Annotated in this window: 22 protein-coding genes and 1 tRNA gene; 13 read left to right on the forward strand and 10 right to left on the reverse strand. The window is 63.4% G+C overall.

What is annotated here, in order from left to right:
• Positions 1 to 2 precede the first annotated feature (2 nt).
• Positions 3 to 76: transfer RNA gene (locus LU493_RS09090), tRNA-Val, on the reverse strand.
• Between the two features lie 107 nt (positions 77 to 183).
• Positions 184 to 1,692 carry a glycerol kinase GlpK gene (gene glpK / locus LU493_RS09095; RefSeq protein ID WP_275287474.1) on the reverse strand — a complete coding sequence of 503 codons (1,509 nt, stop codon included), beginning with the start codon at positions 1,690 to 1,692 and terminating at the stop codon, positions 184 to 186.
• A 222-nt stretch (positions 1,693 to 1,914) separates the two neighbouring features.
• On the opposite strand from glpK, the gene LU493_RS09100 reads away from it, so the two are divergent.
• Positions 1,915 to 2,673 carry a DeoR/GlpR family transcriptional regulator gene (locus tag LU493_RS09100; protein ID WP_275287475.1) on the forward strand — a complete coding sequence of 253 codons (759 nt, stop codon included), beginning with the start codon at positions 1,915 to 1,917 and terminating at the stop codon, positions 2,671 to 2,673.
• 200 nt (positions 2,674 to 2,873) lie between these two features.
• A complete protein-coding gene (gene glpD, locus LU493_RS09105; RefSeq protein WP_275287476.1) occupies positions 2,874 to 4,379 on the forward strand; it encodes a glycerol-3-phosphate dehydrogenase in 1,506 nt (501 codons plus the stop codon).
• Positions 4,380 to 4,420: 41 nt separating this feature from the next.
• Here glpD and LU493_RS09110 read toward each other — a convergent pair whose 3' ends face one another.
• Positions 4,421 to 5,017, reverse strand: a complete 597-nt coding sequence (locus LU493_RS09110) for a histidine phosphatase family protein (protein ID WP_275287478.1) — start codon at positions 5,015 to 5,017, stop codon at positions 4,421 to 4,423.
• Positions 5,018 to 5,125: 108 nt separating this feature from the next.
• Here LU493_RS09110 and phnD point away from each other — a divergent pair, with 108 nt between their 5' ends.
• The 5 genes from phnD (at position 5,126) to LU493_RS09135 (ending at position 9,918) form a co-directional block, all read left to right on the forward strand.
• Entirely contained in the window at positions 5,126 to 6,118 is a 993-nt protein-coding gene (gene phnD, locus LU493_RS09115) for a phosphate/phosphite/phosphonate ABC transporter substrate-binding protein (protein ID WP_275287480.1), read from the forward strand.
• 87 nt (positions 6,119 to 6,205) lie between these two features.
• Complete coding sequence (gene phnC, locus LU493_RS09120) at positions 6,206 to 7,009, forward strand: phosphonate ABC transporter ATP-binding protein (RefSeq protein ID WP_275287481.1); 804 nt, start codon at positions 6,206 to 6,208, stop codon at positions 7,007 to 7,009.
• Complete coding sequence (gene phnE, locus LU493_RS09125; RefSeq protein ID WP_275287482.1) at positions 6,996 to 7,796, forward strand: phosphonate ABC transporter, permease protein PhnE; 801 nt, start codon at positions 6,996 to 6,998, stop codon at positions 7,794 to 7,796. The genes phnC and phnE (LU493_RS09125) overlap by 14 nt, the downstream gene beginning before the upstream one ends.
• Complete coding sequence (gene phnE / locus LU493_RS09130) at positions 7,790 to 8,602, forward strand: phosphonate ABC transporter, permease protein PhnE (RefSeq protein ID WP_275287483.1); 813 nt, start codon at positions 7,790 to 7,792, stop codon at positions 8,600 to 8,602. The genes phnE (LU493_RS09125) and phnE (LU493_RS09130) overlap by 7 nt, the downstream gene beginning before the upstream one ends.
• 251 nt (positions 8,603 to 8,853) lie before the next feature.
• Positions 8,854 to 9,918 (forward strand): endonuclease/exonuclease/phosphatase family protein, encoded by a 1,065-nt coding sequence (locus LU493_RS09135; protein ID WP_275287484.1) that lies wholly within the window; start codon positions 8,854 to 8,856, stop codon positions 9,916 to 9,918.
• A gap of 170 nt (positions 9,919 to 10,088) precedes the next feature.
• Here the strand turns inward: LU493_RS09135 and LU493_RS09140 are convergent, their stop codons facing one another.
• On the reverse strand, positions 10,089 to 11,468 hold the full coding sequence (locus tag LU493_RS09140; protein ID WP_275287485.1) for a class II fumarate hydratase: 1,380 nt from the start codon (positions 11,466 to 11,468) through the stop codon (positions 10,089 to 10,091).
• Between the two features lie 264 nt (positions 11,469 to 11,732).
• Between LU493_RS09140 and LU493_RS09145 the strand changes: the two genes are divergently transcribed.
• From LU493_RS09145 to ehuB, 3 genes are all read left to right on the forward strand, one after another.
• A complete protein-coding gene (locus LU493_RS09145; protein WP_275287487.1) occupies positions 11,733 to 12,107 on the forward strand; it encodes a phasin family protein in 375 nt (124 codons plus the stop codon).
• A 376-nt stretch (positions 12,108 to 12,483) separates the two neighbouring features.
• On the forward strand, positions 12,484 to 13,023 hold the full coding sequence (locus LU493_RS09150; protein ID WP_275287488.1) for a carboxypeptidase-like regulatory domain-containing protein: 540 nt from the start codon (positions 12,484 to 12,486) through the stop codon (positions 13,021 to 13,023).
• Positions 13,024 to 13,112: 89 nt separating this feature from the next.
• A complete protein-coding gene (gene ehuB / locus LU493_RS09155; RefSeq protein ID WP_275287489.1) occupies positions 13,113 to 14,012 on the forward strand; it encodes an ectoine/hydroxyectoine ABC transporter substrate-binding protein EhuB in 900 nt (299 codons plus the stop codon).
• A gap of 5 nt (positions 14,013 to 14,017) precedes the next feature.
• Here the strand turns inward: ehuB and hda are convergent, their stop codons facing one another.
• Both hda and LU493_RS09165 read right to left on the reverse strand, forming a co-directional pair.
• On the reverse strand, positions 14,018 to 14,719 hold the full coding sequence (gene hda, locus LU493_RS09160; RefSeq protein ID WP_275287490.1) for a DnaA regulatory inactivator Hda: 702 nt from the start codon (positions 14,717 to 14,719) through the stop codon (positions 14,018 to 14,020).
• A complete protein-coding gene (locus LU493_RS09165; protein WP_275287491.1) occupies positions 14,716 to 15,792 on the reverse strand; it encodes an AI-2E family transporter in 1,077 nt (358 codons plus the stop codon). Before LU493_RS09165 ends, hda begins: the two co-directional genes overlap by 4 nt.
• Positions 15,793 to 15,950: 158 nt before the next feature.
• Between LU493_RS09165 and purM the strand changes: the two genes are divergently transcribed.
• Together purM and purN are read left to right on the forward strand one after the other, a co-directional pair.
• Positions 15,951 to 17,024, forward strand: coding sequence for a phosphoribosylformylglycinamidine cyclo-ligase (purM, locus tag LU493_RS09170; protein WP_275287492.1), 1,074 nt, complete (start codon positions 15,951 to 15,953; stop codon positions 17,022 to 17,024).
• Positions 17,021 to 17,755, forward strand: a complete 735-nt coding sequence (purN, locus tag LU493_RS09175) for a phosphoribosylglycinamide formyltransferase (protein ID WP_275287493.1) — start codon at positions 17,021 to 17,023, stop codon at positions 17,753 to 17,755. Before purM ends, purN begins: the two co-directional genes overlap by 4 nt.
• Positions 17,756 to 17,955: 200 nt before the next feature.
• On the opposite strand, the gene LU493_RS09180 is transcribed toward purN, so the two are convergent.
• The gene (locus LU493_RS09180) at positions 17,956 to 18,414 is read right to left on the reverse strand and encodes an autotransporter outer membrane beta-barrel domain-containing protein (protein WP_343076088.1); all 459 of its coding nucleotides are present in this window, start codon (positions 18,412 to 18,414) and stop codon (positions 17,956 to 17,958) included.
• A gap of 113 nt (positions 18,415 to 18,527) precedes the next feature.
• Positions 18,528 to 19,649 carry an SGNH/GDSL hydrolase family protein gene (locus tag LU493_RS09185; protein ID WP_275287494.1) on the reverse strand — a complete coding sequence of 374 codons (1,122 nt, stop codon included), beginning with the start codon at positions 19,647 to 19,649 and terminating at the stop codon, positions 18,528 to 18,530.
• 361 nt (positions 19,650 to 20,010) lie between these two features.
• Between LU493_RS09185 and LU493_RS09190 the strand changes: the two genes are divergently transcribed.
• Complete coding sequence (locus LU493_RS09190; protein WP_275287495.1) at positions 20,011 to 20,370, forward strand: MmcQ/YjbR family DNA-binding protein; 360 nt, start codon at positions 20,011 to 20,013, stop codon at positions 20,368 to 20,370.
• An 85-nt stretch (positions 20,371 to 20,455) separates the two neighbouring features.
• On the opposite strand, the gene dcd is transcribed toward LU493_RS09190, so the two are convergent.
• Positions 20,456 to 21,022: a dCTP deaminase gene (dcd, locus tag LU493_RS09195; RefSeq protein WP_064700354.1), complete on the reverse strand. Its 567-nt coding sequence runs from the start codon at positions 21,020 to 21,022 to the stop codon at positions 20,456 to 20,458.
• Between the two features lie 76 nt (positions 21,023 to 21,098).
• The gene (apbC, locus tag LU493_RS09200) at positions 21,099 to 21,899 is read right to left on the reverse strand and encodes an iron-sulfur cluster carrier protein ApbC (RefSeq protein WP_275287593.1); all 801 of its coding nucleotides are present in this window, start codon (positions 21,897 to 21,899) and stop codon (positions 21,099 to 21,101) included.
• Between the last annotated feature and the right edge of the window lie 2 nt (positions 21,900 to 21,901).

Consider the following 21,901-nt stretch of genomic DNA (forward strand, 5'->3'; position numbering starts at 1 on the left):
GGTAGGACCAGGCGGATTTGAACCGCCGACCTCCACGATGTCAACGTGGCGCTCTAACCAACTGAGCTATGGTCCTGCGTCTCCGGGCGATGTTCGCCTCGACAACGGATGCGTATTTTACGCATCCCGAACCAGAATGCAACCCCTGTTCGACACGAAGCGATGCGTTCAACGTCCCGGGGATCAGTGACTTGAGTCATGCTCCGTGGGTACCGAGCGAACCCTGTCCACCGCTTCCAGCCAGCCAGCATAGAGTCGGCTCCGCTCTTCTTCCGGCATCTCCGGCTCGAAGCTTCGCTCACAGCGCCAAAGACCGGCGATCTCCTCGAGATCCCGATACCAGCCGAGCCGCAGGCCTGCCAGATAGGCAGCCCCCAGAGCCGTCGTCTCCAGCACCGTGGGCCGGTCGACCCGCACGCCGAGCATGTCGGCCAGGAACTGCATCACCCAGTTGTTGGCCACCATGCCGCCATCGACCCTCAGGGTGCCGGGGGCGGCCGTCATGTCGTCGTTGATGCAGACCTGCAGGTCCCGTGTCTGGTAGCAGACCGCCTGCAGTCCGGCGGCGACGATCTCGGCAATGCCGGTGTCCCGGGTCAGGCCGAGAATGGCGCCTCGCGCCTTGGGATCCCAGTGCGGCGCCCCCAGGCCGGTGAAGGCCGGCACCAGATAGACGCTGTGCCCACGACGCGTCTTGCGAGCCAGGGCTTCGGTCTCGGCGGCATCGGCGAACAGTTGCAGGCCGTCCCTCAGCCACTGCACGGTCGCCCCCGCGACGAAGATGCTGCCTTCCATGGCATAGGTCGTCACACCGTTCAGCCGATACCCGACCGTCGTCAGCAACCGGTTGCGCGACACGCCCGCCTCATGGCCGGTATTGACGATCATGAAGCAGCCGGTGCCATAGGTACTCTTGCCCATGCCCGGCGAGAAACAGGCCTGCCCGACCAGCGCCGCCTGCTGGTCGCCCGCCACGCCCGCGATGGGCAGTTCTCCCCCCAGCCATTCGGCCTCGGTGTGGCCGAAATCGTCGCTGGAATCCTTGACCTCCGGCAGCAGGCTATCGGGAATACCGAAGAGTTCCAGCAATGCCGGGTCCCAGCGCTGCTCATGGATATTGAACAAGGCGGTGCGCGACGCATTGGTGGCATCCGTGGCGTGTACGCGCCCGCCGGTCAGGCGCCAGATGAGAAAGGTATCGACGGTGCCAAAGGCCAGCTCGCCCCGCTCGGCGCGCTCCCGGGCCCCGCCTACGTTATCCAGAATCCAGGCCAGCTTGGTGGCCGAGAAATAGGGATCGATCAACAGGCCGGTGCGGGACTGAACCACCTCGGTATGCCCCGCCTCGCGAAGCCCCTCACAGGTTTCAGCCGTACGCCGGTCTTGCCAGACGATGGCGTTGTACAGGGGCTTGCCGGTGATACGGTCCCATACCAGCGTGGTTTCCCGCTGATTGGTGATGCCGATGCCGACGATGTCGTCGAACCCGATCCCCGCCTTTTCGATGGCCTCCCGGCAGGTAGCGATCACCGTCTCCCAGAGCGCCTCGGGGTCGTGCTCGACCCAACCATCCTCGGGAAACTGCTGCGGGAACTCACGCTGAGCGGTAATGGCGACATGCCCCTCGCGATCGAAGAGAATGGCGCGGGAACTGGTGGTGCCCTGATCGATGGCGAGCAGATGAGAAGCCATGAAAGCGTCCTGTTGTTGTGAGAAGCGCAACCCTCGGCGCTTCCAGGTCGGCCAATTTCGTTTTGCAACGGCAATGTTCGTTTACGATCATAAAGCCTACTCCAGTGATCCGGGCCACTCAATTGAAGAAAGCCCATCATCACTACGACCTTCGGCGCATACGGCCGATTCGCTGCATCACTGCCATCGATACAGTAGAATCGTCGACATCAAGGAGTCGCCATGAATCAACAACAACGCCAGGCCAGCATTCTCGAACTGGTAGGACGCCAGGGCTACGCCAGCATCGAGCAGCTCACCGACCATTTCGCGGTCACGCCACAGACCATACGTCGGGATCTCAACCAGCTCTCGGGCGAGGGCCGCATTCGCCGCGTCCATGGCGGCGCCGGACTCGAGTCGAGTACGGTCAACACGGCCTACTCGACCCGCAAGACTCTGAATCTCGAGGCCAAGCAGCGCATCGCCGCCCTGCTCGCTCGACAGGTGCCCGATCATGCGTCGTTGTTCATCAATATCGGCACCAGCAACGAGGTCATCGCCGAGGCGCTACTGCATCACCACGGCCTGGAAGTCATCACCAACAACCTCAATGTCGCCGCCATCCTGCAGCACAAGGACGATTTCAACGTCATCATCGCCGGTGGCCAGATACGCTCCCGGGACGGGGGCATCATCGGCGAAGCCACCATCGACTTCATCAACCAGTTCAAGGTCGACTACGGCATCATCGGCATCAGCGGCATCGATGAAGACGGCTCGTTGCTCGAGTTCGACTATCAGGAAGTGCGTGTCGCCCAGGCGATCATCCACAATTCCCGGCAAGTCTTCCTGGCAGCCGATCACTCCAAGTTCCAGCGCAATCCCGTGGTACGCCAGGGCAATCTGTCCCAGCTCAACGCCCTGTTTACCGATCGTGAGCCTCCGGAAAGCATCAAGCGATTGCTGCATCAGCATGATGTGACCCTCTACCTGGCCTGAGCCCTCGCGCTCTCTGGCAACCCGTCGCCAGCCCCCTTCTTCCTGTATCGGCGCTCGCCGACGCTCTCCCCTGGTCAGCCCGTCTCGTCCGCCATCCGGGACGCGGCGACTTGATGTTCGAATTCGATTGTTATATTTTCGTTTTCAAACACATCATGTTCACCTATGAACCCGGCAGCTTGCCGGTCGGAGCTTGTGCGATGGGCACTTCCATGGATGACACCCTGGACCTTTTCGTGATCGGCGGCGGCATCAACGGCACCGGCATCGCGACCGACGCCGCCGGTCGCGGCCTGTCGGTCGCGCTGTGCGAACAGGCCGACCTGGCCAGCGCCACCTCCTCGGCCAGCAGCAAATTGATTCACGGCGGCCTGCGCTACCTGGAACACCACGAGTTTCGTCTCGTCAGGGAAGCCTTGCGCGAGCGCGAGGTGCTGCTCGCCAAGGCACCGCACATCATCCGCCCCCTGCGCTTCGTGCTGCCGCATCGTGCTCACTTGCGACCCGCCTGGATGCTGCGAGCCGGCCTGTTCCTCTACGACCATCTCGGCAAGCGTCAACGACTCTCCGGCTCCCGGGGAATTCGCCTGTCGTCATCGCTTGGCTTGAAACCGGACATGCGACGCGGCTTCGAATACTCGGATTGCTGGGTCGATGACGCTCGGCTGGTCGTGCTCAATGCCATGCATGCCAAACGGCATGACGCCGACATCATGGTCAGGACACGCTGCATCGCCGCTCGGGATCATGGCGATCATTGGGAAATCGAGCTGGAAGACGGCGACAACGGCCGTCGCTTCACGCGCCGCGCCCGAGCCCTGGTCAATGCGGCAGGCCCCTGGGTCGACAGTGTGGTACGCGGCCAGGCAGGTCGGGCCTCACGATACGGCGTCCGCATGATCCAGGGCAGCCACTTGATCGTGCCGCGACGCAACGCCGACGAACGGGCTTTCATCCTGCAGAACACCGACCAGCGCATCGTCTTCGTCCTGCCCTACGAAGAAGACTTCAGCCTGATCGGTACCACCGACCGTCGCTATCAGGGCGACCCGTCCCGGGTCGAGGCCAGCGAGGAAGAGATCGAGTACCTGCTCAAGGTCGTCAACGACCACTTCACCACACCCCTGACACGACGCGATGTGCTGCGTACCTTTTCTGGCGTCCGCCCCCTGTGCGACGACGAGTCGGCGGACCCCTCCGCCATGACCCGCGACTATACGCTGGACCTGGACGACAGCAGCGGCGCGCCGCTGCTGTCGGTGTTCGGCGGCAAGATCACCACCTATCGCAAGCTCGCCGAAGCCGCTCTCGACGAACTCTCCCCTCACTTCCCCGCGATGGGCGACAACTGGACGGCGAACACCGCACTACCCGGTGGCGATATCGACGATCAGGAAGGCTTCGCGACCCGCCTCGAGACCGACTTCCCCTTCCTGAGCAAGACTCAGGCACAACGTTTCGCGCGCAGCTATGGATCGCTCTGCCTGGCGTTCCTGGACGGCACCCGCTGCGCCGAGGATCTCGGCGAGTCATTCGGCGCCGGCCTGACCGCCGCCGAAGTCGACTACCTGGTGGAACACGAATGGGCGCGTCGACCGGAAGACATCCTGTGGCGACGCACCAAGCTGGCCTTGCGACTGACATCCGACCAGCAGCAACGCCTGGCGGAGTATCTGACGCGCGAGCGTCTCACCGCTATCGCCTAGTGCCCTGTTTCGGAGGTTCGTTGAAGAGGTGGCGGCGGCGTTTATCGCTCGGGCACCGCCACCACCTCGGCAGGCTGCAAGGGCGGTCGGTCACGGTGGCGGCGCAGGTCCACGCCGGCCAGCGCCGTCAGCAGGATCTGCAGCGGATCGCCGTGACTCACCAGCAACACGACCTCGCCCTCGTAGCGACGTTCCAGTCCACGCATGACCGCGACCATGCGCTCGGCGACCGTCTCGACAGATTCGACGCCGAAGTGTTCATGGCTGGCATCCTTGGCATCCCGGGCCCAGGCATCCGCGTAACGGGCGTCCTCGCCGCCATCGAGCTCTCCGAACCCCCGCTCGCGCAGGCCGGCGTCCGATGTCGGGGCGACGCCAAAGTATTCTGCCACCCGGGCCGCCGTCTGGGTCGTGCGCAGGAAGTCGGAATGCACGACCCGTGTTGGTCTGGCCCAGCGCCAGGCCGCCAGGGTCTCTCCCACCTCTGTCTGCCCGCGAGCAGACAGCCCGAACGAGGCGATACCCCGTGCCGGTGAACTGATGATGCGCTCTTGGCGATTGGCCTCGCTGTGGCCGTGGCGCATCAGCAGATAGCCATTACGGAAACTCGGCGAGCCGAACGGTAAAGTGTTTGACATCGAACTGACACAAACCCTAGATTGCAGAAGAGGCTTTCGAAAAAAGACATTCATGTCAATTTTCGAAAAAAGCACTCCATTTTATAACAACAATCGTCGAGGTACGCCATGCGACGCATCCCCGCTCCTGCGGCCCGGCCCGTACTGGCCGCGTCCGCCCTGTTGCCATTACTGCTGGCCACCGGCCCCGCCATGGCGCAGGAAGACTGCCCCCGCGGTGACCTGGATTCCATCTATTGCGACAGGGATGGTGATCTGGTCGCCGACCGACCGGAGGACGAGTCCGAATGGGCCAACCCAGACACGCTGATATTCGCCTATACCCCGGTCGAGGATCCGGCAATCTATTCGGATATCTGGCAACCCTTCATCGAGCACATGGAAGACGTGACCGGGCGCGATGTACGTTTCTTCGCCGTCCAGTCCAACTCCGCCCAGGTCGAGGCGATGCGCAGTGGACGCCTGCATGTTGCCGGTTTCTCCACCGGCCCTACTCCCTTTGCGGTCAACCTGGCCGGCGCCGTGCCCTTCGCCTTGATGGGCTCCGACGACGGGCGCTTCGGCTACACCCTGCAGCTGTATACCCATGTCGACTCGGGCATCGACGAGGTCACAGACCTCAAGGGCAAACGCGTGGCACACACCTCCCCCACCTCCAACTCGGGCAATCAGGCCCCGCGCGCCCTGTTCCCCGAACTCGGTATCGTGCCCGGCGAGGATTACGAAGTGCTCTACTCGGGCAGCCATGACCAGTCGATGCTGGGCGTGGTGGCCCAGGACTACGATGCCGCCCCGGTGGCCTCGGAGGTCGTCGATCGCATGGCCGCCCGGGGACTGTACGACCCCGATGATGTGAAGATCCTCTACGAATCCGATCCGTTCCCGACCACGTCCTATACCCATGCCCACAATCTGGCCCCCGAGCTGGTCGAGAAGATCGAGGAGGCGTTCTTCACCTTCGACTTCAAGGGTACCGAGCTCGGCGAGGAATTCGAGGGCGTGGAGAAGTTCATCCCCATCAACTACCAGGAAAACTGGAAGGTCATTCGTACCATCCAGACGGCCAACGGCGTCGAGTATACCCCCGACAACCTGCAGTGAGTCGGGTTCACGAGCTCAGTCGAGGGCGGCCTTCCACAGCCGCCCGCCTCCTTGCTTCCTGCATTCAGGTATTCACCGGACGCCGCCATGCTCGAAATCTCCGGCCTGACCAAGCGTTACGGCCAGGACGCGCCGGTTCTCACCGGCCTGGACCTGACCGTTGAAGGCAACAGTATTATCGCCATCGTCGGCGCCTCGGGCGCCGGCAAGAGCACCATGCTTCGATGCATCAACCGTCTCGTCGAGCCGACCTCCGGCTCGATCCGGCTCAATGGCCATGAACTGGTCGACCTGAAGGGCGCCGAGCTGAGGCGCGCCCGTCGCCGCATCGGCATGGTCTTTCAGGGCTTCAACCTCATCGACCGCCTCACCGTGATGGAGAACGTGCTCGCCGGTCGCCTGGGCTACGTCAATCTCTTCCAGGCAGTGACGCGGCGCTACCCTGCTTCGGACATCGAGCGCGCCTTCCAGCTCATGGAGCGAGTCGACATCGCCCACTATGCCAACAAGCGGGCCGATGAACTGTCCGGCGGCGAGCGCCAGCGGGTAGGCGTAGTGCGCGCCCTGATGCAGGAGCCTGAGGTACTGTTGGCCGACGAGCCCACCGCCTCGCTCGATCCGCGCACATCCGAACAGATCATGATGCTGTTGCAGAGCCTGGCCAGCGAGTTGTCGCTGCCGGTACTGATCAACATTCACAATGTCGGCCAGGCCAAGACCTACACCGAGCGCATCGTCGGACTGCGCCACGGCAGGATGATCTTCGATGGCCTCCCCGATGACTTCACCCATGATGCTCTCGAGGCCGTCTACGGCGGTATCGAGGCCTCGGATGAGTCCATCGCGCCGGCGGCGAAACGGCAACGCGAGGTGCCTCATGAACCGTTCTGAGACGCCCCGCACCTGGCGCAAGCCACCCTTCATCGCCAACCCCTGGCTGCGCTACGGCATACTGGCCGTTACCGCCACCTATCTCGTCTGGGCCTTCGCCACCCTGCCGTTCAACTGGCAGCGCATCGCCGAGGGCCTGCCTCGTTCCGCACGCATCTTCGGCGGCGGCTTCCCGCCGAATTTCTCGCGTGCCGACCTGCTGTTGACGGGCTTCGTGGAGAGCCTGCAGATCGCCATCCTGGCGACCCTGCTCGGTGTCGCCCTGTCGATCCCCTTCGCCATCATGGCGGCCCGCAATATCGCGCCGCTGCCCGTCTACCTGCTGGGCAGAGCGGTGATCATCGTGTCGCGCAGCTTCCACCCGGTGATCGTGGCGATCCTGTTCGTCGCCGCCGTGGGATTCGGCCCGCTCGCCGGCATCCTGACCCTGACCCTCTACTCCATCGGTTTCGTCGGCAAACTGCTCGCCGAGGAGATCGAAGAGATCGACTGGGGACAGGTGGAGGCCATTCGAGCCGCCGGCGCAGGCTACCTGGCCACCCTCTGCTACGCCGTCTTCCCGCAGATCCTGCCACGCCAGGTCGGGTTGTCGATGTATCAGCTCGACAGCAACCTGCGCGCCTCTGCGGTCGTCGGTATCGTCGGCGCCGGCGGCATCGGCAGCACGCTGATGAATGCCTTCGGCCGCTACGACTACGATTTCGCCTTCGCCATCCTGCTGGTCATCATCGCCGTTATCCTGGTCAGCGAAGGCATCAGTGGCTGGGTGAGGAAACGTTTATGGTAGAAGGACAAACCGAGCCCGCCGTCGACCGGGTGTGGCGCCGCTACGACCGCCGCCAGCGACTGATTCGCTATGCCGTCGTTCTCGCCGTGATGATGGCCGTGGTCTGGGCGGTGCGTGACATCGATATCTTCTGGCCCTGGGTCTGGGATGCCCCGAATCAGATCTCGAACCTGGGCGCGCGCATGTGGCCCCCCGATCCGACGCGCCTCGGCGCGATCGTCGCGGCCATGCTGGAAACCGTGCATATCGCGACCCTGGCGACCATGCTGACCATCTTCATCGCCCTGCCGGTCTCCTACATCGCGGCCCAGAACACGACACCCAATCGCGCCTGCCTGTGGCTCGGGCGTTTCATTCTGGTGGCCAGTCGTTCCGTCAACACTATCATCTGGGCCCTGTTGTTCGTGGCCATCTTCGGCCCCGGCGTGCTCGCCGGGATTCTGGCCATCATGTTCCGATCGGTGGGGTTCATCGGCAAGCTGATGGGCGAGGCCATCGAAGAGATCGACAAACGCCCGGTCGAGGCCATGGAAGCCACCGGCGCGTCCAAGGCCAAGATCATCGCCTATGCGGTGGTCCCCCAGGTGATGCCGGCCTTCTTCGCCATCATCATCCTCCGCTGGGACATCAACATCCGGGAATCCACCGTGCTGGGCCTGGTCGGCGCCGGCGGCATCGGCGTGATCCTTCAGGGGGCTATCGATACTTTCGCCTGGCCCACCGTGGCTACCATCCTCATCGCCATCATCGCCCTGGTGCTGATCGGCGAGGCGCTGACCAGCCTGTTACGGCGCAAGGTACTCTAAACGAACGTAAGAGGGTGTTTACAAATTACTACGCTCGACCATACAGCGTTGAAATCCGGCTCGAAGTGCTCATTTTGTACGGCTAAACTCCGCGTTCTTGCCGAGTTCCGCCTTGTCTGGCTGTCGCTCGTGACTTTTGTAAACACCCTCTAAAGCAACGATGGAGAATACGGCGAACGCCACTCCCCTCGCTCCGGCATCCGGGGTATGCTCCGCAGGACACCCGCAGGCATCGACATGGAGGACGTGCCGTGCTGTCCATCGTCATCGCAACCCTCGCCACCCTGCTCCTGGGGATCACCATCATGGCGCGTCTGCCACTCCACTGGTGGTGGATACGCAGCTGCGAGTTCCCGCGTCTGCAGATCGCCGCACTGGCTCTGCTGGCACTACTGCTCGCCCCTCTCGCCGAGGCGCCCTGGCGCTGGCTGGCCGTGTCGAGCGGCCTGGCCACCCTGGTGATCCAGGCATGCTACATCCTGCCCTGGACACGCCTCTGGCCCATCCAGGTTCAGCGCGCTGAGCCCGGTCATGACGACCGCTGCATGCGCTTGCTGGTCGCCAACGTACTGACGCCCAATCGCAATGCCGAAGGGCTGATCACTCTCATCCACCGGTACACGCCGGATATCGTCCTGACCCTGGAATCCGATGACTGGTGGGGACAACAGCTCGATGCCGCCCTGACCGATCAATGGCCCCACGCCGTTCGCATCCCCCAGGACAATCTCTACGGCATGCATCTGTATTCTCGACTCCCCCTGGCGGCGCCCCGAGTCGAGCGTTTGATCCAGGACGATATTCCTTCCATCTCGACCGGAGTCACCCTGCGCTGCGGAGACGACATCCAGTTGTATGCCGTGCATCCGCGCCCACCGGCACCCAACGAGAGCGAGGAATCCTTGTGGCGCGATGCCGAACTCCTGCTTATCGGCAAACGCATCCACGCCGCTCCCGGCCCGACGCTCGTGGCCGGAGACCTCAACGACGTGGCATGGTCACGCACGACCCGGCGCTTCTGTCGCATCAGCGGCATGCTCGACCCACGTCGAGGCCGCGGCATGTTCAGTACCTTCCACGCGCATTATCCGTTGTTGCGCTGGCCACTCGACCATGTCTTCTCCAGCGAACACTTCACGCTGCGCGACATGCGACGCCTGCCGGGATTCGGCTCGGACCACTTCCCGATTCTCACCACACTCTGCTATCGCCCCTCCCGCGCCGACGAGCACGAGACGCCCGAAGCGGACCGTGACGAGCACCGGGAAGCACGTGCCACGATCCGCGAAGGCAAGGAAAGGGAGCAGGAGACGTAAGCTGGAAGCTGGAAGCTGGAAGCTGGAAGCTGGAAGCTGGAAGCTGGAAGCTGGAAGCTGGAAGCTGGAAGCTGGAAGACAGCATGAACCCCGACGGCATGGGGTCAAGGCTTTTTCTTCCAGCTTAAAGCTTATGACTTCAAGCTACCGGCGCAGCCGGGCGAAGCCGGTCATTCCGGAATCCCGCCCCGCGTCAGGGCTGCCGGGTCGAGCAAGCGTTCCAGTTCCTTCCGCGACAGCTCGGTCTGTTCCTCGGCCACCTCGATGATCGGCCGGCCGGCCTGATAGGCCTGCTTGGCGATGGCCGCCGCGGCGTTGTAGCCGATCACCGAGTTCAGCGCCGTCACCAGGATCGGATTGCGCGAGAGCGGTTCACGCAACTGGTCCTCGCGTACCTGGAAGGTGGCTATCGCCCGATCGGCCAACAGGCGCGAAGTATTGCTCATCAAGGTGATCGAGGTGAGCAGGTTGTTGGCGACCAGCGGCAGCATGACGTTGAGCTGAAAGTTGCCGCTCTGCCCGGCCACGGTCACCGCCGAATCCAGGCCGATGACCTGGGCCGCCGCCTGGGTGGCCGACTCGGGAATCACCGGGTTGACCTTGCCCGGCATGATCGAACTGCCCGGCTGCAGTGCCTCGAGCTCGATCTCGCCGAGGCCGGCCAGTGGCCCGGAGTTCATCCAGCGCAGGTCGTTGGCGATCTTCATCACCACACAGGCCAGGCCGCGTAGCTGGCCGGAGAGCTCCACGGCAGCGTCCTGGGAACCGAGGCTGGCGAAGAAGCTGTCATTAGGTGTCAGCGTCAGCCCGGTGCGCTGCCCGAGTTCCCGGGCCATGCGCTCGGCAAACTCGGGGTGGGCATTGATGCCGGTCCCCACCGCCGTGCCCCCCTGAGCCAGCCGACACAGCCGCGTCATGGCACTGTCGATCCGTTCGATGGCCTGGCCCACCTGACTCGACCAGCCGCCGAGTTCCTGGCTCATGCGCAGCGGCATGGCATCCATCAAGTGGGTACGGCCGGTCTTGACCACCTCATCGAGCTCGGCGGCGCGGTTGTCGATCGTCTCGCGCAGGTGCACCAGTGCCGGCCGCAGCTCGCGGGTCACCTCCAGCGCCGCCGACAGGTGCAAGGCAGTGGGAATCACGTCATTGCTCGACTGTCCCATGTTGACGTGATCGTTGGGGCCGACCTCGACGCCTTCGGCGACCGCCAGGTGCGCGATCACCTCGTTGACATTCATGTTGCTCGAGGTACCCGAGCCGGTCTGGAAGACATCCACCGGAAACTGGTCATCATGCTGGCCGTCGATCACCGCCTCGGCGGCCTTGACGATGGCCTCGGCGCGCTGGCCATCGAGCAGCTCCAGGTCATGGTTGACCCGCGCCGCGGCACGCTTGATATGCGCGATGGCATGAATGAAGGCCGCCGGCATGGGCTGCCCGGATACCGGGAAGTTGTTCACCGCGCGTTGTGTCTGAGCGCCGTAGAGGGCATCGGCCGGCACCTCCAGCTCGCCCATGCTGTCGCGCTCGATTCGCTTGTCGCTCATTTCCGCTTCCTCGTCGGCATTCCTCCTCTCACCATGGCGATGCCGAGGAAGGCTTGCAAGGCACCCGTGAACGATTCCTGGTCGCAATGCCTGACACCATGAACGGGAACGACATGACCGAACCGGGACGACTCGACATCTTTTCACATCCTGCATGTTGCAACGCACAAAATTGCCTGCTATTGTGCATTGCAACATACACGAGAAGGCATCGGCGGATCGCCCAGGCCTTCACCGAAGACCGACCCCAGGAGGGTTCAGACGATGCGCGACTTCAATACCCAGCAGTTCACCGAGCAATTCGAATCCCTGTTCTTCGCCCCGGCACGTGCTTATGCGTCGCTGTCCGTGGATTTCACCGAGAAGATGCTGCGCGCTCAGCTGGACGCCGGCCAGGCCTACACCGAGACGGGTATCACCCAACTCCGTTCCCTGCTCGACATCAAGGATGCCGAGGGCCTGCGCTCCTACATGGAAGACCAGCAGAAGGTCGCCAAGGAACTGACCGAGCGCTTCAAGGGTGATGCAGAGAAAGTCGTCTCCCTGCAGCAGGACTTCGTCCAGCAGAGTCAGAAGCTGACCGACGCCAACGTCAAGCAAGCTTCCGAGAACGTCGAAAAGGCCACCCGCAAGGCCTGATCACCCGCTCTGAAGGACACTTCGAGGGCCACCGCTACTGGCGGTGGCCCTTTTGCGTTAAGCTCTCCCCGCACACAGGGCCAATGCCAAGGAAGCACTGAACAAATAGACGAGCGGAGCAAAGGCTAGGCCCGTTCCTGACGGGCCATCGCATTTCCCACTTCCTTGTGGGTCATGCAAGGCGCCCGGAGCGCAAGAACCGGAGCCTATGCGGTATAGGTGAGGATTCTGAGCACCGTGAACAAATTCGCCAGGAGCGAATTTGAACCGTCTTTTTTTAGACGGGCCCGTAGGGTAGTCGCCAAGGATGGCGACTATAAACCAGCAATTTGCCCGCATAGGCATTTGTGCAGTGTTTCCCCTAACGGGAGACGCTATGCGACATTTCCTCCTGCCCCTTCTGCTGGGCATCGTTCTCGTGGGCTGTCAGGCCCTTCCGCCATCGAGTGGCACGCAACGCGACGACTCGGTCGACATCACCGATATCGGCGACGAGCCTGACCGTGATGCCGGGCGCGTGACTCGTCAGGTCGACTTTCCCGAAGATGAGTATGCCGCCCTCGAAACGTCCGGCAACGCCGCCCTCAGTGGCCGCCTGACCCTCGACACCGCCTCCGGCACCGTGGTCGGCGCCGGCGAAACCATCTCCGTGGCTCCGGTCACCACCTACTCCGCCGAGGCAGCCGAGCAGGCTCTGGCCGGCCGCGCAGTGGAACGGGCGGATCCTCGCGCCCGCGCCTACACCCACACCACGCGCACCGACGGCGATGGCTACTTCATGCTGCGCGGCCTGCCCGCCGGCAACTTCTATGTGTCGGGCAGCCTGGTCGACCCTGCAAGCGGCCAGCGTCGAGTCGTCATTCACGAGGTTGACCTGGGTAACGGACAGCACCGCGAGATACGGCTGAAACGATAAGCCCCGCCGATGGCGACCTGTCGGGTAGCGATCTACGCTGAGGAAGGAGTCTCACGCCAATACAGAGACGCCAACGGAGGAGGCAGGCAATGGACGAGAGGAAGATCGGCGGCACGCCCCGAGGTAACAGCGCCGGCATGCACCTCGCCTGGCTGGCCGTGCCCCTGGCACTGACCCTGGCGGCACCGACCGCCCAGGCCGCGTCACTGGAGGAGCTTCGCCAGCAGGGCAGCATTCGCGTCGCCGTGGCCGACGAGGTGCCCTATGGCTATCTGGATGACGATGGCCAGGGACAGGGCGCCGGCCCCGAGGTCGCGCGCCACGTGCTCGATGAGCTCGGCATCGACGACATCGAGTGGGTCACCACGTCCTTCGGTGACCTGATCGCGGGCCTCGAAGAGGGACGTTTCGACATGGCCGCCGCCGAGATGGCGATTCGCCCCGAGCGCTGTGAACGCGTGCTCTTCTCGGCACCCAATACCTCCTATGGCGAAGGGCTGCTGGTCAGGGCCACCAACCCTCTCGACATTCGCGGTTACGAAGACTTCGCCAGGCGTGACGACATCAGCGTCGCCGTCCTGGAGGGGGCGACGCAGGTCGATATCCTTCGGGCACTTGGCGTTCCCGACGAACGGATGAGCACCATCGAGGCCAATGATGCGGCCATCGAGACGCTACTCTCCGATCGCGCTGACGCCTATGCCGGCACTGGCCTCACGGTCAGCCAGCTCGGCGACCAAAGCCCGGAGGTCGAGGTGGTGGAAGGTTTCAAGGATCCGAAGGTGGACGGCGAGATCGTGCGCAGTTGGGGCGGCTTCACCTTCCCCGACGACGCCGGGACATTGCGGGATGCTTTCGATGAGACACTCACCGACTACCGCCACACCCAGGCGTGGGAAGACACCCTGACCCGTCACGGTTTCACTCAGGATGACGTTCTCAACGCCTTCCGTTTCGAGACCGAATGGCTATGCAGCCAACGGGAATGAACGGCCTACCAGCCCAGTGCCTGCTTGACGAAAGGAATGGTCAGCTTGCGCTGGGCCGACAGGGAAGCACGGTCGAGCGTCTCCAGCACCTCGAACAATGCCTCCAGTCGCCTCGGCCCGCGGTGCAGGATATAACGGGCGACGTCATCGGATAACTGCATGCCGCGCCCCCCGGCACGCAACTGCAGGGCCTCGAGTCGTCCCTGGTCATCGAGCCCGGGGACCTGGAAGGTCATGCCCCAGGTCAGGCGGGATGCCAGATCGGGCAGGCTGACCGCCAGTTGCCGAGGCGGTGCCGAAGCGGCGACGATCAGCCGCCGCCCCTCGTCACGCAGTCGATTGAAGGCGTGAAACAACGCCTCTTCCCAACGCTTGCGGCCGACCACCCGATCCAGATCGTCGATGGCCACCAGGTCGAGCCGCTCTACTTCCTCGAGCATCAACGGCGGAAAGTGACCAAGCTCCTCGAGCGGCAGGTAAAGGGCCCGCCGATCCCGATCGGAAGCGGCATGGCAGGCCGCCTGCAGGAGATGGCTTCGCCCCACGCCATCGGCACCCCATAGATAGAGAAACGGCTCGCCATTCTCTTCCAACTGATGCTTCAGGCATGCCACCAGGGTCGCACTGGGCCCTGGATGAAAGTTGGCGAAGGTGGCGTCGTCACGCAGTCCCACCCCCAGTGGCAGCTGCGCGGGTGCTCGACTCATGGCGACTCCTCGTTCGAAGGTTGACGGTCAGCGTCATAGAGCGAGCTGTTTTTATAGCGCTCATGCAGATAACGCAATACCACCATGACCATCGCCGCCACCGGCAACGCCACCAGTACGCCGGTGAAGCCGAACAGCTGACCGCCAGCCAGCACGGCGAAGATCACCGCCACGGGATGCAGGCCGATCTTGTCGCCCAGCAGCTTGGGCTGCAGCACGATGCTCTCGATGAACTGGCCAAAGCCGAAGACCACCGCCACGCCCAGCAGCATCCATATCTCGCCGGACTGGAAGAAGGCGACCAGACCGGCGACCGAGATGCCGACGATCACGCCGAGATACGGCACGATGCTCGCCAGGCCCGACAGCAGGCCGATCAGCAACCCGAACTTCACGCCGAGCAGGGTCAGGCCGATGGCATAGATGATGCCGAGGCACAGCATGACGATCAGTTGCCCTCGCAGGAAGGCCGAGAGGACTTCGTCGCACTCCCCCGCCAGGCGGACCGCCGTCGGTTCCCAGCGACGAGGCAGCGACCCCCGCACCTTGGCCACCAGGACGTCCCAGTCCAGCAGCAGGTAGAAGGTGACCACCGGAATCAGCGCCAGATTACCGACCATCGCGACCAGTGCCAGCCCTGACTTCGACACCTTGGTCAACAGGGTCGCGGCGAAGGTGCCGGTTTCCTTCCAGTTGTCGACGAGCGTCTGTCGCATCTGATCGAAATCGGTACTCAGATCCATCCCGGTCATCGACTGGACCCGCGGTACCACCGTACTCTGGACCCAGCCGAGGATAGCGGGCAACGACTCGATCAACTGGCCCAGCTGCCGCCCCAGGACAGGGATGACGAGCACCAGGCTCGTGACGATGACCAGTGTCAGCAGCAGGAACACCAGCGATACAGAAAGCCGCCGCGAGAGTCCCTTCTCTTCCAGCCGGTCGGCCAGTGGATCGCCGAGATAGGCCAGTACCATGCTGACGAAAAATGGCATCAGCACCGGCTCGATACTGATGAAGAACCACAACCCCAATGCCGCCAGTATGGCCGCGATCCAGCCTTGTCTACGCATCCTGCTCTCCCTGTGCGATGCCCGGTGTGGCGGTGCGTGCCACGCTACGTGATGCTACAATCTGCGCCCGATCTTGCCCACCGCGGCGTCCTTGCGCCACTTTGATGGCCAAGGCACCAGGGCGCGCCTTCGACAGCAATGTTCATACAGGACAGGCCATGACCGACTCCACCAAGCGCCCGAGCGGCGCCTCGCTCAGCTACAAGGACGCCGGCGTCGACATCGACGCCGGTAATGCCCTGGTCGACCGCATCAAGGGCGTCGCCCGTCGCACGACACGTCCCGAAGTGATGGGTGGCCTGGGCGGCTTCGGCGCTCTGTGCCAGCTCCCCGCCGGCTACCGTGAGCCTGTTCTGGTCTCCGGCACCGACGGTGTGGGCACCAAGCTGCGCCTGGCCATGGACCTCGGTCGTCACGACACCATCGGTATCGACCTGGTGGCCATGTGCGTCAACGACCTGGTGGTTGCCGGTGCCGACCCCCTGATGTTCCTCGACTACTATGCCACGGGCAAGCTCGATGTCGACATCGCGGCGGATGTCGTGACCGGCATCGGCCAGGGCTGCGAACAGGCCGGTTGCGCCCTGGTCGGTGGCGAAACCGCCGAGATGCCCGGCATGTACGAGGGCAGCGACTACGACCTGGCCGGTTTCTGCGTCGGCGTGGTCGAGAAGGACGAGATTCTCGACGGCCAGAAAGTCGGCGAAGGCGACGTCCTGTTGGGCATGGCCTCGTCCGGACCGCACTCCAACGGCTACTCGCTGATCCGCAAGATCCTCGAGCTCAGCGAAGCGTCACTGGACACCGCCATCGACGGCCGCTCCCTGGGCGATGCCCTGATGGCCCCGACCCGCATCTACGTCAAGCCGCTGCTGTCCCTGCTCAAGGAAACCGACATCCCGGTCCACGCCCTGTCCCACATCACCGGGGGCGGCCTGCTCGAGAATCTTCCCAGAGTCCTGCCCGAGGGCGCCGCCGCTCGCATCGACGCGGCCAGTTGGCAGCGTCCGGCCGTCTTCGACTGGCTCAAGACCCAGGGCAATGTCGACGAACACGAGATGCATCGCGTGCTCAACTGCGGCATCGGCATGGTGCTGGTCGTGCCGGCGGACCGTGCCGACCAGGCCCGCGCCCACCTCCAGGCCCTGGGCGAGACGGTGTATCGCATCGGAGAGATCGTCGCACATGGCGAGAATGACGACGTGGTCCGACTGGAGAACCTGAACGAATGAGCGAGACAGACTACCCGAGTGACACCCTTCAGGACTTTACTCCCGAACCCGCCGAGGCACGGCGGGTCGTGGTCCTGATTTCCGGCAACGGCAGCAATCTCCAGGCATTGATCGAGGCGCAGGAGCACGACCGTCTCGGCGGCGAGATCGTGGCGGTGGTATCCAATCAGCCCGACGCCTACGGCCTCAAACGCGCTCGCGATGCCGGCATCGATGCCGTGGCCCTGCCACATCGGGAGTACGAGAGTCGCGAGGCCTTCGACGGCGCGCTGATCAAGGTCATCGAACGCCACGAACCCGACCTCGTGGTGCTGGCCGGTTTCATGCGCATACTCACCCCGCGCTTCGTCCAGCGTTTCCTGGGCCGGATGCTCAACATCCATCCCTCGCTGCTGCCAGCCTATCAGGGCCTGCACACCCACGCCCGGGCACTCGCCGATGGTGCGGTCGAGCACGGCTGCAGCGTGCACTTCGTCACCGAAGAGCTGGACGGCGGCCCGGTGGCACTCCAGGCCGAGGTAAGGGTCGACCGCACGGACTCCGAAGACAGCCTGAAGGACAAGGTGCAGGCCCGCGAACACCTGATCCTGCCCATCGCCGTGAACTGGTTCCTCGAAGGCCGCCTCAAGCTGGCGGGCGACGCCGTCACCATGGACGGCACCCCTCTGCCCGCTACCGGCATGCGCCTTTCCCACGACGATGCCGCCGAGGAGCTGGACGAAGACGACTGAACACTTTACCAGCCCCCGCTGACCACATCGGGGGCTGGTAGCGTCGCCACTTAGAAGGCCAGGCTAGCGCCAACCTCGAAATGGGCGGCGACGTCATTCCATGTCTCGGCACCGCCCCTAGATGCAGCCTGCCATTCTCGCCGAGCCGCATGCGCCAGCCGGCATCGACGCGCAGGTAGTGATCGCTGTCGCGCTCCATGTCATCGGCACTCCATGCATTGCTCGGCAGGCTGGCCAGGCGCACCTCGGCCGCTTCCGCGGTCGTCCCCCAGGTGCTCGCCGAGTGCCGCCTCGGCATAGAGGCCATATCCGTCCATCAATCCTCGATCGGCCATGAACCCTAGCTCGACACGCCGTTCCTCCAAGTCCTGGGAGGACACGATCAAGGCATTGGCGGCCGACTCCGCCTCGCGATAACCATCGATGTCAGCCTCAACGTGGCGATACGCCACGAAAGGCGCGGTGTACCAGGGCGAACCACTGTCCGTGAGTCGATAATCGAATCGCACTTCAGCACTGACCCCATCCCCCTCCGGATCACCCGAGAGCGTGCGCGAGGACGGGCCCAGCCGCACATGACGATCGAGATCCAGCTCGAAATCACCATAGCTGGCGACTGCCTGCACACCGACAGGCTCCAGGTGCTGCCTTGCGAACAGGCTGAAGACCTAGCCTTCCATGTCGAAGTCACTGTCATTGTCGAGGTCGAACTCGCCGTAGCGTTGGCTGACCGACACCCCGCCATACCCATGGCCAAACGGCAACATCACGCCTATCCCGGCGCCCTTCTGGGTGTGCTGTCGAACGATGGCCGGCTCTCGGATCGCCTGCCATGCTCACTGCCTTCGGTAGCCGACCCGATGACAAAGACCCGGGCACCCTCCACCTGGGCACCCGGACGCAATTCATTGCTCAAACCGCGCTGAGTGGCGTCCAGCGCGCCAACGACCAGCCTCGGCGCCAGCCCCAGCACGCCGGGAGCACTCAGCAGTGCATAAGCGTAATCGCCCAGAATATGCTGCCCCGCCGTCGTCGGGTGCACACCATCATTAAACAGAAGCTGATCGGGCGCTTCATGAGCGCCGCCCTGCCCGTAAGGCGTGACATTACAGGCACCGACGAAACAAGCCCGCTCCAGCGGCACATCGTCGGCGAACCCGAACTCGCCCGGCGACGCCAGGACCTCGGCCATCAAGCCATCAGTATTCAGGCGGATGATGTCGACACTGCCATCCAGCGCAGCCAGCCGCTGCCCCAAGGCCTCATTGAAGACCTTGACCAGCGCCGAGGTCCCTGCCACCTGGGCCGGGCCAGCCGTCTGACCGGTGGGAGTCTGTCCGATATCCGGTAGGTTGGCGACCATGATGCTACCCGCCCCCGCCTCGGCCAAAGCATCCACCGCATCGGCCAGGGTATGAGCGGCGCTGACGGCTTCCTCCGGCCCTGTCACCTGGCCACTCAAGAAATCATTGCCGCCGCCGTTGATGTAGTAGAGCGCCTCCGGGTCGGCCATGCCGCCGACAGCGGGGAGATAGCCGTTCTGGGTCCGGTCGAATGGCGTTCCCGCCTGCACAACCGAGCCACCCTCCTGGGTGATCGAGGCCCATATCTGGCCGGTGGTATACCCGCCCACCGCATAATTGGTGCCATCCGGCAAGCCGGCCTGCTGCCGGACGATGGAAGCCGAAGGAACCGCGGAGAGCCCCAGCTTTTGTGCCAGCAACTGCGTCGCTACTGGCCCATAGGGTGTAGTGTCGTGGTCCGGCCCCAGCCGGTTGGTAAAGCGTTGCGTATTCAGCCCGCCCAACTCGCCATCCGGAAACTGCCCCGTGTCGCTCAGGCTGTCGCCGAACACATAGACGCTGGAATAAGCTATTGCCGGAGCCGAGGCCATGAGCCCGACCACTCCCATTCCGGCACAGAGGATGGTAGCCGTCAGGCGGCGAAGCTCGAAGTATTGAGTTATTCCAGCCGTGGTTCCAGAGGGAAGTCCCTTGATCATTATCGTGTCTTTTTGTCTTATTGCCCTGTTGCCTTGAAGATCGGTGCGATCCAGCGCCACCGATACCTGAAAAGATTGGCAGCAAAACGTACGATTCAATCAAGTGTTTGCAACATTTTTTACCAAGAGCTCATTACAACCTCCGGGGAAGCCCGGATAACAGACACACGAATGAAAGTTGGGCACCCTGTGGTCACGTAGAAACCTGGTGGAAAAGCGCCGCCCGGGGAATGTCGCCACCAAGGAGGTCGGAGTGACGTACGACGAATACAATGACGTTTGCCGTTCCCTGCCGGCGACCACCTACGTCATGCAATGGGGCGGTTCTCATGTCTGGAAGGTCGGAGGCAAGGTATTCGCCATCGGCGGCTGGGAGAAGCTCGATACGCCGGCATTCACCTTCAAGGTGTCGGAGCTCGACTTCGAGGTGCTGCGCGATCAGCCAGGATTCAGACCCGCTCCCTACCTGGCCTCGCGCGGCCTGAAATGGATACAGCTATACGACGACCGTCAATGCCCGAACGACGAGTTGAGCCACTATCTCAGCGAATCGCATCATCTAGTGACGATGGGGTTGAGCAAAAGGTACCGACGGGAGCTCGGCCTCGAATAACCGCATCGCGAGCCTGCCACGACAAAAGCCGAAGGGACTGACAAGCAACCTGGCAGGTCGCCCCTCCGCTTCGGCACAGGCTCATTCAGGTCCGTGGCAGCGTCACCCCACGCTGCCCCATGTACTTGCCCCCACGATCCTTGTAGGAGGTGGCGCAGACCTCGTCGGATTCCAGGAACAGCATCTGGGCCACCCCTTCGTTGGCATAGATCTTGGCCGGCAGGTTGGTGGTATTGGAAAACTCCAGGGTCACATGCCCTTCCCATTCCGGCTCGAGCGGCGTCACGTTGACGATGATGCCGCAACGCGCATAGGTGGACTTGCCAAGGCAGATGGTCAACACGCTGCGGGGAATGCGGAAGTATTCGACGGTGCGCGCCAGGGCAAAGGAATTGGGCGGAATCACGCAGACATCGCCCTTGATGTCGACGAAGCTCTTGTCGTCGAACCCCTTGGGGTCAACCACCGCCGAGTGGATGTTGGTGAACACCTTGAACTCATCGGAACAGCGGACATCGTAACCGTAGCTGGACGTCCCGTAGGAGATCACCCGCTGGTCGTTCACATAACGTACCTGATCGGCCTCGAAGGGCTCGATCATGCCCTCCTGCTCGGCCATGCGACGGATCCAGTTGTCGGATTTGATGCTCATGGGGTCGTCCTGGTGGGTCGAAACAAGGCCCGCCATGATAGCGGGCACGACGCCTGTCGTCACGGTTCAACGAAGCTCATTCGCTGAACGAGATCTCCGGCCCCTCGTCGGTCGGTCCGCCCAGTTGCTCGGCCACCTGCCGCGCCATGTCCCGGAAGGTATCGGTCACCTCGCCATCGGGATCGGCCACGACGGTCGGACTGCCGCCATCGGCCTGCTCGCGAATGGCCAGGGTCAGCGGCAGGCGACCCAGCAGACGCGTATCATACTCTCCCGCGATGCGCTCGCCTCCGCCCTCGCCGAAGATCGGCTCGCTGTGACCACAATTCGAGCACACATGCAGGCTCATGTTCTCCACCACGCCGAAGGTAGGGACATTGACCTTGCGGAACATCTCGATGCCCTTCCGAGCATCCAGCAGCGCGATGTCCTGAGGCGTGGTCACGATCACGGCACCGTCCACCGGCACCTTCTGCGCCAGCGTCAGTTGGATGTCTCCCGTACCAGGCGGCATGTCGATGAACAGGACATCCAGGTCATCCCATACCGTCTGGGTGAGCAGTTGCTGGAAGGCGCCGGCCACCATCGGCCCACGCCACACCGTCGGTTCGCGAACATCGATCATGAACGCCATGGACATGGCCTGCAGGCCGTGAGCCTCCAGGGGCTTGAGACGATTCTCCCCGGCGGATGCCGGCCTCGTTCCTTCGGCAACGCCCAGCATGCGAGCCTGGCTGGGTCCATGAATATCGGCGTCGAGGATGCCGACGCGATACCCCTCGGTGGCCATGGCCAGAGCCAGGTTGGCGGTGACGGTGGACTTGCCGACGCCCCCCTTGCCGGACGCCACGGCGACGATATGCTTGACCCCTTCGATCA

The organism is Halomonas elongata (genome assembly GCF_029081005.1).
GTDB lineage: Bacteria > Pseudomonadota > Gammaproteobacteria > Pseudomonadales > Halomonadaceae > Halomonas > Halomonas elongata_B.